The sequence below is a fragment of the uncultured Kordia sp. genome, assembly GCF_947489565.1.
Classification (GTDB): Bacteria; Bacteroidota; Bacteroidia; order Flavobacteriales; family Flavobacteriaceae; genus Kordia.
This window is the reverse complement of sequence record NZ_CANLEA010000006.1, coordinates 25,679-39,658: the sequence shown is the minus strand read 5'-3', so window position 1 is coordinate 39,658 and position 13,980 is coordinate 25,679. Positions and strand designations below refer to the sequence as shown.

Annotated in this window: 14 protein-coding genes; 13 read left to right on the top strand and 1 reads right to left on the bottom strand. The window is 35.3% G+C overall.

Annotated elements, in window-relative coordinates; genetic code table 11:
• Positions 1-67: 67 nt before the first annotated feature.
• On the top strand, positions 68-1,372 hold the full coding sequence (locus Q0845_RS09325) for an MFS transporter (protein WP_298512065.1): 1,305 nt from the start codon (positions 68-70) through the stop codon (positions 1,370-1,372).
• A gap of 24 nt (positions 1,373-1,396) precedes the next feature.
• Complete coding sequence (locus Q0845_RS09320) at positions 1,397-2,161, top strand: SDR family NAD(P)-dependent oxidoreductase (RefSeq protein ID WP_298512063.1); 765 nt, start codon at positions 1,397-1,399, stop codon at positions 2,159-2,161.
• A 163-nt stretch (positions 2,162-2,324) separates the two neighbouring features.
• Here Q0845_RS09320 and Q0845_RS09315 read toward each other — a convergent pair whose 3' ends face one another.
• The gene (locus Q0845_RS09315) at positions 2,325-3,338 is read right to left on the bottom strand and encodes a LacI family DNA-binding transcriptional regulator (RefSeq protein ID WP_298512061.1); all 1,014 of its coding nucleotides are present in this window, start codon (positions 3,336-3,338) and stop codon (positions 2,325-2,327) included.
• Between the two features lie 148 nt (positions 3,339-3,486).
• Between Q0845_RS09315 and Q0845_RS09310 the strand changes: the two genes are divergently transcribed.
• The 11 genes from Q0845_RS09310 (at position 3,487) to Q0845_RS09260 (ending at position 13,915) form a co-directional block, all read left to right on the top strand.
• Complete coding sequence (locus Q0845_RS09310; RefSeq protein WP_298512059.1) at positions 3,487-4,527, top strand: sugar kinase; 1,041 nt, start codon at positions 3,487-3,489, stop codon at positions 4,525-4,527.
• Between the two features lie 67 nt (positions 4,528-4,594).
• The gene (locus Q0845_RS09305) at positions 4,595-5,263 is read left to right on the top strand and encodes a bifunctional 4-hydroxy-2-oxoglutarate aldolase/2-dehydro-3-deoxy-phosphogluconate aldolase (protein WP_298512057.1); all 669 of its coding nucleotides are present in this window, start codon (positions 4,595-4,597) and stop codon (positions 5,261-5,263) included.
• Entirely contained in the window at positions 5,260-5,790 is a 531-nt protein-coding gene (locus tag Q0845_RS09300; protein ID WP_298512055.1) for a LacI family DNA-binding transcriptional regulator, read from the top strand. Before Q0845_RS09305 ends, Q0845_RS09300 begins: the two co-directional genes overlap by 4 nt.
• 307 nt (positions 5,791-6,097) lie before the next feature.
• Positions 6,098-6,454, top strand: coding sequence for a hypothetical protein (locus Q0845_RS09295; protein ID WP_298512053.1), 357 nt, complete (start codon positions 6,098-6,100; stop codon positions 6,452-6,454).
• 572 nt (positions 6,455-7,026) lie between these two features.
• On the top strand, positions 7,027-7,692 hold the full coding sequence (locus tag Q0845_RS09290) for a GNAT family N-acetyltransferase (protein WP_298512051.1): 666 nt from the start codon (positions 7,027-7,029) through the stop codon (positions 7,690-7,692).
• Complete coding sequence (locus Q0845_RS09285) at positions 7,689-8,885, top strand: argininosuccinate synthase domain-containing protein (protein WP_298512049.1); 1,197 nt, start codon at positions 7,689-7,691, stop codon at positions 8,883-8,885. The genes Q0845_RS09290 and Q0845_RS09285 overlap by 4 nt, the downstream gene beginning before the upstream one ends.
• Positions 8,882-9,859: an N-acetyl-gamma-glutamyl-phosphate reductase gene (argC, locus tag Q0845_RS09280; protein ID WP_298512047.1), complete on the top strand. Its 978-nt coding sequence runs from the start codon at positions 8,882-8,884 to the stop codon at positions 9,857-9,859. The genes Q0845_RS09285 and argC overlap by 4 nt, the downstream gene beginning before the upstream one ends.
• 12 nt (positions 9,860-9,871) lie before the next feature.
• Positions 9,872-10,999 (top strand): aminotransferase class III-fold pyridoxal phosphate-dependent enzyme, encoded by a 1,128-nt coding sequence (locus Q0845_RS09275; RefSeq protein WP_298512045.1) that lies wholly within the window; start codon positions 9,872-9,874, stop codon positions 10,997-10,999.
• Positions 10,996-11,931 carry an acetylornithine carbamoyltransferase gene (locus tag Q0845_RS09270; protein ID WP_298512043.1) on the top strand — a complete coding sequence of 312 codons (936 nt, stop codon included), beginning with the start codon at positions 10,996-10,998 and terminating at the stop codon, positions 11,929-11,931. The genes Q0845_RS09275 and Q0845_RS09270 overlap by 4 nt, the downstream gene beginning before the upstream one ends.
• A 146-nt stretch (positions 11,932-12,077) precedes the next feature.
• Positions 12,078-12,854 carry an acetylglutamate kinase gene (argB, locus tag Q0845_RS09265; RefSeq protein WP_298512041.1) on the top strand — a complete coding sequence of 259 codons (777 nt, stop codon included), beginning with the start codon at positions 12,078-12,080 and terminating at the stop codon, positions 12,852-12,854.
• Positions 12,851-13,915, top strand: coding sequence for a M20 family metallo-hydrolase (locus Q0845_RS09260; RefSeq protein ID WP_298512039.1), 1,065 nt, complete (start codon positions 12,851-12,853; stop codon positions 13,913-13,915). The genes argB and Q0845_RS09260 overlap by 4 nt, the downstream gene beginning before the upstream one ends.
• Positions 13,916-13,980 lie beyond the last annotated feature (65 nt).

Below are 13,980 nucleotides of genomic sequence, written 5' to 3'. Positions count from 1 at the left end.
ATTGCTTTACTAATCAACACACAAATACTTGTCGTTGCAAAGGTTTGTATGGTTCATACATATTATTATGAAAATAAAAGGTTTACGTTGGTGGGTTATAGGTTTAATAGCCTTAGCAACCATTATTAATTATATAGATAGGCAAGCGCTGGTAGTATTATGGCCAAGCATATCAGAAGATTTATATCCAGATAAATCAACCACAGAAAGAAAAGAAATTTATGCTTTAATTTCTGTAGTATTCATGTTCTCCTATGCTTTTGGACAATCTATTTTTGGAAAAATATTTGACAAAATCGGAACACGTTTAGGCTTTGTTTTATCAATTGGTGTATGGTCAATATCTACAGCATTGCATGCATTGGCAAAAGGAGTATTAAGTTTTTCCATATTTAGATCCTTATTAGGAATATCTGAAGCTGGTAACTGGCCTGGAGCAGCTAAAGGAAATGCAGAATGGTTTCCAACCACTGAAAGAGCTTTTGCACAAGGAATATTCAATTCTGGTGCGGCGATAGGTGGTATTATTGCAATACCAACCATTGCTTTTTTAACAGTCTATTTTAGTTGGCAAATGATATTTGTCATCGTAGGTCTTATTGGTTTACTATGGTTAATACCTTGGCTAATCGTTGTAAAAGCTCCTCCAAAAAGCCATCCTTGGTTAACTGAAAAGGAAAAAACATACATACTTAGTGGTCAAAAAGCAAAAGAACTAAAAGAAGATACTCAAGACGTAGCTGAATACAATCCATCTACACAAGAATTACTATCCCGCAAACAAAGTTGGGGAGTTATTATTGCTTCTGCAGCAATAGATCCAATCTGGTGGCTATTTGTATTTTGGATTCCAATATACCTATCAGAAGTATATGGTATGGACGTAAAAGCAATTGGTATTTACGGCTGGGTTCCTTATGTAGGTGCTATGTTTGGTGCTTGGTTTGGTGGCTTATATGCTCAAAATAGATTAAAAGCGGGTTGGAATGTCAATAAAACGCGTAAAGTAGTTATCATCCTTGGATGCGTTATAATGCTTCCTGCCTTAATAGCCTTATCTAATCCAGGTTCGCCATTTGCAGCAGTGTTGATCATGGCAGTTGTCCTTTTTGGTTTTCAAACCGCCATTGGTAATGTACAAACTTTACCTAGTGATTTATATGGTAAGAAAACGGTGGGTACACTTTCTGGTTTTGCGGGTACAGCTGCAAAATTATCTGGTGCAGGGTTAGTAGCCTTGGTACCAATTTTAACAGATGGTGGTAACTATGCACCTGCCTTTATCATTGGAGCAATCTTAGCTTTTATAGTAATAGCAAGCGTTTGGTTTTTAATTCCAAAAATTGAACCCCTAAAACCAAAAAATAATTAAAAACAATACATAAAAATATATACAATGAATACAAACAACGGAAAAGTAGCAATCATTACAGGAGCCACTGGCGGCATTGGTTTTGAAGTAGCTAAAAGACTAGGAACCGATGGATATACAGTTATTATGAACGGTATTGATGATGTAGCTGGTGCTGAAAGACTAAAAGAACTAACCGATGCAGGAATTACCGCTGAATATTATGGTTTTGATGTTACTCAAGAAGCTCAAGTAACTGAAAACATCACTAAAATAGGTGAAAAATATGGTAAAATAGATGTACTTGTGAACAACGCTGGTGGATTAGGCGGACGTTCTCGTTTTGAAGAAATGACTACTGAATTCTACCGTTTTGTGATGGCGCTAAATCTTGATTCTGTATTTTTTGCTTCCAGAGCAGCAATTCCATTCTTAAAAAAAGGAGAACATCCATCCATTATTAACTATACGTCAAATGCAGGATGGACTGCTGGTGGACCAGGAGCTGGAATCTACGGAACCTCAAAAGCAGGTGTTCATGCAATTACAAGAGCATTAGCAAAAGATTTAGCTGAATATGGTATTCGATCTAATGCTGTATCGCCAGGTACTATTGATACACCATTTCATGCACAAATAAAATCAACAAAGCCAGAGGTATTTGCTTCTTGGGCAAACAATATCATGTTAGGACGCTTAGGACAACCAGAAGATGTTGCAGGTGTTATTTCATTCCTAGCAAGCAAAGATGCTTCTTTCATTACTGCGGAAACAATCCAAATTGGTGGTGGACAAGCTTTAGGAATCTAACATATAGTCAACTACTTCGGGGCAAGCCCACGAAGCATTCAGTTGAGACCATTAAAACATTTCGACGCAAGCGTCGGAGCATTTTAAATCTCGATTATTGAGTGAAAATTTTATTTTCAAAATGAATAAGCGTTATTGTTTTTTAGCAATAGCGCTTATTTTTTTAAGAAGAATCGCGTTCAATCAATGCTGCGTCTAAAATAATTTTATTCAGTGTTTGTTTTAACGGATCCATCTTCACACGTTCCAAAAAAGTTTTGGCAGCCAACTGCCCTATTTGTTCACTATGTTGATTAATACTTGTAATTGTTGGTGTAACTAGCGAAGTAAAAGGTTCGTTTCCAAAGCCTACTAAGCAAATATCATTTGGTACATCTATATTCTTTTCTTTCAACAATTGCAATGCGCCCAAAGCTGCGTAATCTCCAGCAATATACACCGCGTCAGGAGGATTTTCCAATGCTAATAATTCTTGCATTTTTAGTCTTCCATCTTCCATCGTTAAGCTACTTTCTATGAGTAAATCATCATCATGAGGCAAATTATACCTATGTATAGCATCAATATAGCCTCTGATTCTATTATTAAAAATTCGCGTATGTCTAAAACCACCAATATGAGCTATCCGCTTGCACCCTTTTGAAATAAGGTGTTCCACAATCATAAAACTACTATCATAATCGTTAATTCCAATATAATCCACATTCAAATCATTCTCTCCCCTATCAAACAAAATTAAAGGAATTCCTTTCGATTTTATCTTTTCGTAGTACGATAAATCTACGGTTTCATTCGCCATCGAAGCGATAATTCCATCAACTTGGGTAAAAAGTAGTGTGTCTATATTACTGCATTCTTTCTTAAAAGACTCGTTAGACTGTGTAATAATAATATTGTAACCTTCCCTATTCAGTACTTCTTCAATATTTTGAATCACGGAAGAAAAAAAGTTACTACTCGTTCTCGGGACAATAACGCCCACTAAATTACTTTTCCCTTTTCGCAGCGCACTGGCTAAATGATTTGGCTGATAATTTAATTCTTTGGCAACACGTTTAACAGCTGCTTTCGTTTTTGCACTAATTCTAGAATCGTCATGAAGTGCTTTCGATACAGCCGCAGGTGAAATATTCAAAACATTGGCAATGTCTTTTATTGTAGTTCTTTTTTTTTTCACTTAGTTTTTATATATTTGCTTAAACGTTTAAGCAAAAGTAGCTTTTTATGTCAGATAATCAAAACTTAGTTAGTTTTGATTTATTTTTAACAAACTGCTTAAACGTTTAAGCAAAAAACATATTTTAACAATTTAAGACGATATAAAAATGAGTAAAGTAGTCACTTTTGGAGAAATTATGCTTCGTTTAGCACCTCCTGGATTTTTAAGATTTTCTCAAACAAATAGCTTCGATGTAGTATACGGTGGCGGAGAATCTAATGTAGCCGTTTCTTTAGCAAATTATGGAGTTGATGTAGATTTTGTAACACGATTACCCGACAACGATATTGGACATTGTGCTATGATGGAAATGAGAAAACGTGGTGTTGGAGTCAATAAAATTGTTTGGGGCGGTGATCGCTTAGGAATCTATTTTTTAGAAACTGGTGCCGTAAGTAGAGGAAGCAAAGTTGTGTATGACAGAGCACATTCTGCAATTGCAGAAGTAAAATCAGGAATGATTGATTGGGATGCTGTATTTGATGGTGTAGCATGGTTTCACTGGACAGGAATTACGCCTGCCATATCACAAGGAGCTGCAGATGTTTGTTTAGAAGCAGTAAAAGCAGCTAGCGCCAAAGGAATAACTATTTCTACAGATTTAAATTACAGAGCCAAACTTTGGAAATACGGTGGAGATCGTGAAGCAATTATGACAGAACTCACGTCATATTGTGATATTATTTTAGGGAATGAAGAAGATGCAGAAAAACACTTCGGAATTCACCCTGAAGGATTAGATGTACACAAACACGGACACGATGTAAAAGCAGAAGCATTCTTATCTGTTTGTAAACAAATGATGGAAAAATTTCCAAGGGCAAAAAAGGTAATTACTACGTTAAGAGGCTCTATATCAGCTTCACACAATACATGGGCTGGTGTTTTATATGATGGTTCAAAAATGTATGAAACACGTCAATATCAAATTACGGATATCGTAGACAGAGTTGGTGGCGGAGATTCATTTATGGGAGGATTAATTTATGGATTACTAAAATATCCAGAAGATGACCAAAATGCCTTAGATTTTGCAGTTGCAGCATCTTGTTTAAAACATACCATAAAAGGTGATGCCAACTTATCAACCATCGCTGAAGTAGAAAAATTAATGGGTGGAGATGCTTCTGGAAGAGTTGCAAGATAATCTGTAGAACTTTAATTTAATATTCAAAAAATTCCCGTGAAAACGGGAATAAAAAATAAATTATATAATGGCACAATATTCAAGAATAGAAGTAGCTCGAGTAATGCAGGAAACTGGATTGGTTCCGCTATTTTTCAATAACAATATAGAAGTAAGCAAAAAAGTATTAAAAGCATGTTACAATGGCGGTGCGCGCTTACTAGAATTTACAGCTCGTGGCGATTTTGCACATGAAGTTTTTGGAGAATTAACAAAATATGCAGTTGCAGAACTACCAGGAATGATTATGGGAGTTGGTTCTGTAACTGATGCTGCTGCCGCTTCTTTGTATATGTCGCTTGGCGCAAATTTTATTGTAACTCCTGTTTTACGAGAAGACATTGCTCTTGTTTGTAACCGACGAAAAGTATTGTGGTCGCCAGGTTGTGGCTCATTAACTGAAATTGCCAAAGCTGAAGAATTAGGCTGCGAAATTGTAAAATTATTCCCAGGTGGGATTTATGGACCTAACTTTATTAAGGCCATCAAAGGACCGCAACCTTGGACAAGTATTATGCCTACTGGTGGCGTTGCTCCAACAAAAGAAAACTTAGAAGGCTGGTTTAACGCGGGCGCAACTTGTGTTGGAATGGGTTCAAAACTGATTAAAAAGGAAGAAAACGGTGAATTTGATTTACAAAAAATAGAAAGTTTAACCAAAGAAGCGCTTCAAATCATAAAAGCATTAAAAACATGAACTTAACACAATCTGCCATCACATTAAAAGAATTATCACAACTATCGGGGTTTTCGATTTCTACGGTTTCCAAAGCTTTAAATAACAAATTTGACATCAGTCCTACTACCCGAAAAGTAATTCAGAAGATAGCTTCAAAACATAATTATGTAGCTAATAATTACGCGGTAGCATTGCGTAAAAAACAAACCAATGCTATTGCGATTATCATTCCGCAAATCAATACTGGAATTTACAGTTGTTTTTTATACCATATTGAAAAAGCCGCTTCCAAATTTGGATATCGAATTGTATTGTTTCAATCCTTTTCTGCATTAGAACGTGAAAAAGAATGCTTACAAAGTATCAGTGACGGAAGTGTGGACGGCGCTATTTTACTTTCTACCAATAAACTTCAGACATTACAAAAAAAACAATATCATCAATTGCCCGTACAATACGTTCAACTTCCCGAAGAGCTCCATGAAAAGCAATTAAAACAAAAATGTATCACTGTATTTTCTGACTTAATTGCTTCACTTCGTTAAAGATAGCAACTCACTAATAAAGCATCATTTTTTACAGCCACCAAATCATTACATTTAACAATATTTGTCTTAAAAAAATCAATAATTATTAATTTTTACTTAAAATTATTTGCAAATTCTTAAATAAAAAACATAAATTGTAGACATAATTCAAATAGACATAACATATTCGATATATCAAAAAAACATCTCCTCAATTAATTAAATAGCCTAAAAAAGGTTGTTGTAAAACACCTTTACAACCCAAGTAAACCACACTAATATCAATTAATTCAAAACTAACTATCTAATTCAAAACAAACTAATTATGAAAAAATTCATTGGAGTTATTGGAGGAATCTTAATCTTTATTTCTGTTTTTTTACCTTCTGTTTCTGTAGGACCTATCTCTGTAAGCTTATGGGCTGGAGCTAGTGCTAATCCTATTATTTATGTATTCATGGCATTTGGTATTGCCGTTGCAGTATGTTCATATATGGGCCAAAAACAAAAATGGGCTAATATAGTTGCTGTCATTGCGGCTATTCTAGCTTTAATTATGGATATCATATGGATATCTGAGGCTTCTGGTTCAGGACTAGCAACTGCTGGTATGGGACTTTGGATTGGTGCAATTGGATGTATCATGGGAATTGCAGGACCTTTTATTAAAGATAAAGCCTAGCCAATAACTTTTTAAAATTTTATAAAAAAACCACACGAATGTATCAAATTCGTGTGGTTTTTATTTTAATAGCTGTTCATCCAATAAAACAAAGACAGTTTTTAACACAACATTCTGCAAATACTGTATACTAGCAAATTATCATTTAAAACCATAAATAATTTTCATAATCTCAAAATTGAAAATCATTTTTTAAGATATTCATAAAATTTACTAGAAAATCAAATTTAATGTCTCACATAAAACTATAATTTGTAGATTTGTAGTGATGATTTCACCAAATAAAACATACACGATACTACCCGAGATGCGTTTCCGACGCCGCCGCTGCTAATTCTTCGATCTAGCAACACTTTAGTATTTATATAGTTTTATTTATTATTTCTTGAATCATTTTATATCCATAGTATTTTATCAAAATTGTGTTATTTTAACGAATAACAATGTTCCCGTACGCCGCTTTTTCATTCGCCGCCCGTAAGGGTGTACTTCTATTATGGGAACTTAGGTGAGTCCGGTTCTTCTTTCCAACATACATCAAACAATATTTTAATCATTTTTAATGAAACACCATGGAAATTGTCATTGCAAACAATTCACATCGCGTTTACGCTGAAACTATTTGTGAAACTATTTTACAAGCTGCACAAGTAAGAGGCACAGGAATCGCAAAGCGAAAGCCAGCATACATCATCTCAAAAATGGAGCAAGGAAATGCTGTCATTGCCTTAGATGGCGAAACATTTGTAGGCTTCTGCTATATCGAAGCTTGGAGTCATGGAAAATTTGTCGCAAACTCTGGACTCATTGTACATCCTGACTACAGAGGAAAAGGCATTGCCAAACAAATCAAGAAAAAGATTTTTGAACACTCCAGAACCAAGTTTCCCAATGCAAAAGTATTCAGCATCACTACAGGATTAGCTGTGATGAAACTCAACAGCGAATTGGGTTATAAACCTGTAACATTTTCAGAACTCACAGAAGATCAATCCTTTTGGAATGGCTGTCAAACCTGCAAAAACTTTGATGTTTTAAAACGTACAAAGCAAAAAATGTGCTTATGTACAGGCATGTTGTACGATCCAAATTCAAATGATTCAACACAAAAAACAAATAAGAACCAAGTTGAGCAAACCTCAGAAAATTTAAATCTCGATTATCGAGTAAAAGAACAGGTTTTTAAAAGATTAAAAAGCATCAAACAAGCCTTGTTTTTAAAAAAAGATAAAAAATGAAAACTCCAAAGAAATTAGTCCTTGCGTATAGTGGCGGATTGGACACGTCGTATTGCGCCATACATCTCACCAAAGAGCAACATTTTGAAGTACATGCAGTCAGTGTAAATACGGGCGGTTTTACACAAAAAGAAATTAAAACAATTGAAGAAAACGCATATCAAATGGGCGTTTCAACCTATAAAAATATTGACGCTATTAAAACTTTTTATGAAAAAGTAGTGAAGTATTTAATTTTCGGAAATGTATTGAAAAACAATACCTATCCGCTTTCTGTAAGTGCCGAACGTATTGTGCAAGCCATTGAAATTATTGAATATGCAAAAAGTATTGATGCCAACTATATTGCGCATGGAAGTACAGGTGCAGGAAATGATCAAGTGCGTTTTGACATGATTTTTCAAATCTTAGCTCCAGAAATTGAGATCATAACACCAATCAGAGATCAGAAATTAACGCGTGAAGAAGAAATTCAGTATTTAAAAGTGAATGGTGTCGATTTATCTTGGGAGAAAGCAAAATACTCCATTAACAAAGGGCTTTGGGGAACGAGTGTTGGTGGCGATGAAACTTTGACTTCTCATAAATCATTACCCGAAGAAGCTTATCCTTCTCAACTACAAAAACAAGAAGCAGAAAAAGTTCAACTTACATTTTTACAAGGTGAATTGGTTGCTGTAAATGGACAACAAAATGCACCAGAAATCAACATCGAAACCCTAAACACACTAGCAGCTGCTTATGCAATTGGAAGAGATATTCATGTTGGTGATACCATTGTTGGTATAAAAGGAAGAGTCGGATTTGAAGCGGCAGCAGCAATTATTTGCATCAAAGCGCATCATTTATTGGAGAAACACACATTGACCAAATGGCAATTGCAACACAAAGAATATCTCTCCAATTTTTACGGCATGCATTTACATGAAGGACAATACTTAGATCCTGTGATGCGAGACATCGAAAGTTATCTCGAAAGCAGTCAAACTAAGGTTTCTGGAGACGTTTTTATCACGCTCAAACCGTATCATTTTACTTTAGATGGCATTCAATCAGCACATGATTTGATGAATGCAAAGTTTGGCAGTTACGGCGAAATGAACTCTGGTTGGACTGCCAATGAAGCTAAAGGTTTTATCAAAATTTTGGGCAATCAAAACAAAATATATCAACATATAAACTCAGCAATATGATAGAAGTAGGCATCATAGGCGGCGCAGGTTATACCGCAGGCGAACTTATCAGGTTATTGATACATCATGGGAAAGTCAATATCAATTTTGTGTATAGTACTTCCAATGCTGAAAATAAAATCAGTGCTGTTCATCAAGATTTAATTGGTACTACAGAGATGTCATTTACGAGTACTATTAATACGGAAGTCGATTTGGTGTTTTTGTGTTTGGGACACGGAAACTCAAAAGCATTTTTAGCAGCACATAAATTCTCAGCAAACACTAAAATTATAGACTTGAGTAATGACTTTAGATTGAAAGACGATCAAAAGTTTGAAGAGTTATCTTTTGTATACGGATTGCCAGAATTACAAAAAGAAGCCATCAAAAAAGCTCAGAATATTGCCAATCCAGGTTGTTTTGCCACTGCTTTACAATTGGCATTACTTCCTTTAGCGCATCATAGATTGTTACAAAATGATGTACATATCAATGCGGTTACTGGTGCTACTGGCGCAGGAACTTCATTGTCAAAAACAACACATTTTGCATGGAGAGACAATAATTTTTCTTATTACAAACCTTTTACACATCAGCATTTAGGTGAAATTCATCAAACAATGCAACAGTTGCAAAATGATTTTAATGCTGAAATTAATTTTATGCCGAACAGAGGAAACTTTAGCAGAGGCATTTTTGCAACAGTATACACCAAGTTTGAAGGCAGTTTAGAAGAAGCTGAAATACTTTATAAGGATTTCTATAAGGATGCCGCATTTACGTTTGTAAGCACTCAACAAGTGCATTTAAAGCAAGTAGTAAATACGAATAAATGTTTACTACATCTTCACAAACACGAAAACAAATTATTAATCACAAGTAGTATTGACAATCTTTTAAAAGGTGCTTCTGGTCAAGCAATTCAGAATATGAATTTGATGTTTGGCTTTGAAGAAACGGAAGGACTTCAATTGAAAGCTACCTTTTTTTAACAACACATCATTATGAGTTTATTTAACGTATATCCACTATTCAATATCACGCCTGTTTCGGCCAAAGATGTATATGTGTACGATCAAAACAGTACCAAATATCTTGATTTGTATGGCGGCCATGCTGTGATTTCCATTGGACATTCGCATCCAACATATGTAACGGCTATTTCAAATCAGTTGCGAAAAATAGGGTTTTATAGCAATTCCGTTCAAAATCCGCTTCAAGAAAAATTAGCAAGCAAACTAACCCATCTATCCAATTGTAAAGGTTATGAATTGTTTTTGTGTAATTCTGGCGCAGAAGCCAACGAAAATGCATTAAAACTAGCATCTTTTCACACACACAAAACAAATGTATTGGCTTTTAAAAAGGCGTTTCACGGAAGAACCTCAGCAGCAGTTGCAGCTACCGATAATGCTAAGATTGTAGCGCCCATAAACGCACAACAAAAAGTTGATTTTGTCGATTTGGGAGATTTAAACGCGGTCGAAACTGTACTAAAAGAAGACAATACTTGTGCTGTGATTATTGAATGTATTCAAGGTGTTGGCGGATTGGATGAAAGTACAACTGCATTCTATCAAGGACTTGATATTCTATGCAAACAATACAATACACTGCTCATTGCCGATGAAGTCCAAGCAGGTTTTGGAAGAACGGGCGATTTCTTTTCGTTTCAAAAACATCTTATTACGCCCGATATTATTTCAATGGCAAAAGGGATGGGAAATGGATTCCCGATTGGCGGTATTTTGATTCACCCAAAAATCAAAGCTTCGCATGGTTTATTGGGCACCACTTTTGGCGGAAATCACTTGGCTTGTAGTGCTTCTTTAGCCGTTTTAGAGGTGATTGAAACACAACAGTTAATGCAAAATGCTACGGAAGTTTCTGAGTACTTTCTAGCGGAAGCTGCCAAAATTTCCAAAGTCAAAAACACAAAAGGAAGAGGATTGATGCTCGGATTGGAATTTGATTTTCCTGTAACAGAAATTCGAAAAACACTGATTCATAAGCATCAAATTTTTACAGGAAGTGCTGCCAATCCGAATGTATTGAGAATCCTTCCGCCATTGACGATTACCAAACAACATATCAATGTATTTTTTGAAGCATTAAAAAAGGTTTTAGCATGAAAAAGTATACCACAATTTATGATATAGACAATATCCCTGAAACGATCCAGGAAGCAATTTTATTAAAGGAAAATCCATTTGCACACAAAGCTTTAGGTACTAATAAAACATTGGTCATGCTCTTTTTTAATGCAAGTTTACGAACGCGATTGAGCACCGAAAAAGCAGCTAAAAATTTAGGAATGGACGTCATGATTTTAAACGTAAATGACGCTTGGAATTTAGAATTTGAAGAAGGTACGATTATGAATTTAAATTCCTCTGAACATGTCAAAGAAGCGGCACAGGTCATTTCGCAATACGCAGATATCATAGCGATTAGAGCTTTTCCAAGTTTAGAAGATAAAGAAAAAGATACTTCTGAATGGATTTTGAACAGTTTTACAAAACATGCCACTGTCCCCATTGTAAATATGGAAAGTGCCACTATGCATCCGTTGCAAGCATTGGCAGACGCCATCACCATTACGGAGTTGCAAAAAAAGCAGCAACCTAAAGTCGTTTTGTCTTGGGCGCCACATCCAAAAGCATTGCCACAAGCAGTTGCAAATTCGTTTGTAAAAATGATGCAATCGCTTAATATCGATTTCAGTATTACACATCCGGAAGGTTATGAGCTCGATTCAGAAATCACTAAAAATGTTCCTGTTTATTATGATCAAAAAGAAGCTTTACAAGATGCTGATTTTGTGTATGCAAAAAACTGGAGCAGTTACGAATCGTATGGAAAAGTGCTACATCAGGATTCTAATTGGATGCTTACAAAAGATACACTAAAGGAAGCAAAATTCATGCATTGTTTGCCTGTGAGAAGAAACGTTGTTGTGGAAGATGCTGTCTTGGATGGCGAAAATTCTATTGTGATTCAACAAGCGCTTAATAGAGTGTTTTCGGCACAAATAGTCTTGAAGAAAATGTTAGAAAATCTGTAGTTATTTCTTCTTTTTTCGAGAACTAAAAAGATCTCCAAACAGTTGAAATAATTGTTCTAACAAGTTTAAAAATGGGCGAAATAAGAATTTTAAAATAGGTTCAATTAAATATTCATACATAATTCAAATATAAAAAAACAATAGTTATGCAAACTTTAAAAATTGTAAAAATTGGCGGTCATATCATTAATGATGAAAAGGCATTGCATTTGTTTTTGGATGATTTTGCGCAGTTAGAAGCTCCTAAAATTTTAGTCCACGGAGGAGGAAAATCAGCCACGCAATTGGCGCAGCAAATGGACATTGACGTACAAATGATCAACGGAAGACGCATTACAAATGCAGAAACTTTAGACATTATTACCATGGTATATGCAGGAAAGATCAACAAAAAAATTGTGGCAATATTACAAGCAAAAAACACCAATGCTATTGGATTTTCGGGAGCCGACGGCAATAGTATTATTGCTAAAAAACGTCCTGTAACTGCTATTGATTATGGATTTGTAGGCGATATTGAAAAAGTAAATATTGAACACTTACAACTCCTACTCGATCATACTATTACGCCTATATTTTGCGCCATCACACATGATGAAAACGGACAATTATTAAATACAAATGCAGACACCGTCGCTTCCGAATTGGCGATTGCTTTCGCGAATGATTATACAACCGAATTATACTATTGCTTTGAAAAAAATGGCGTTTTAGAAAATATCCATGATGACAATTCTGTGATTGAAACGATTGATACTAAAAACTATCAATCTTTACTTGAAAAAAACATCATTGTGGATGGAATGTTACCCAAACTCACCAATTGTTTCCATGCGATTAATCACAAAGTGCAAAAAGTTCATATTGGCACTTCTGAAATGCTTTTAAATAAAAAATTAAAACACACAACCATTCAAAAATGAATCATACAGAATTAACAGATAAAGCCATTGCTTTGCTTAAAAAGCTTATTGAAACACCTTCATTTTCCTCGGAAGAAGAAGGGACAGCAACGCATATAGAAGACTGGTTTCAAGAGCATGAGATTCCTTTTAAACGAACCAATAATAATATTTGGGCAACGAATTTACATTTTGATGAAAAGAAACCTACACTACTTTTAAATTCTCATCACGACACGGTAAAACCAAACAATGGGTATACCAAAAATCCGTTTGAAGCCATTGTAGAAAACGGAAAATTGTATGGTTTGGGAAGCAATGATGCTGGCGGTTGTTTGGTATCATTAATTGCAACGTTTACCTATTTTTATAAACAACCTGACTTGAATTATAATCTTGTCATTGTCGCTTCCGCAGAAGAAGAAAGCAGCGGAGAAAATGGGTTGAACAGTATGTTGTCCATCATTCCAAAAGTAGCTGTTGCTATTGTGGGCGAACCAACATTGATGCAATTGGCCATTGCCGAAAAAGGATTGCTCGTTTTTGATGCTTCTGTCACAGGAACGCCAAGTCACGCCGCACATCCAAATACAGACAACGCTATTTATAATACAATTGACGTTTTACAATGGTTTCAAGCCTATACATTTGAGAAAACATCTGCCGTGTTGGGTGAAGTAAAAATGACCGTAACACAGATCAATGCGGGAAAACAACACAATGCCGTTCCTGCCAATGTACATTTAGTCGTAGATGTCCGTGTAAATGATGCGTATACAAATAAAGAAATCGTTGATATTTTACAACAAGAAGCGCCTTGTACGGAAATCATTCCAAGAAGTTTGCGTTTAAACTCCTCTTCTATTCCTGAGAAACATCCATTGGTACAAGCTGGAATTGCTTTGGGCAGAAAAACTTATGGCTCTCCTACGCTATCCGATCAAGCAGTATTGTCTTGTCCGTCCTTAAAATTAGGTCCTGGAGATAGTACACGTTCACATACCGCGGACGAGTTTATCTATGTAGCAGAAATAGAAGAAGGTATTCAAATTTATATAGAATTATTAAAGAAGATATTATAAAAAAATAGATTCCTAGTTACATCTCGACTGCGCTCGATGTGACATAAAGGAATGACAAAAGAAAG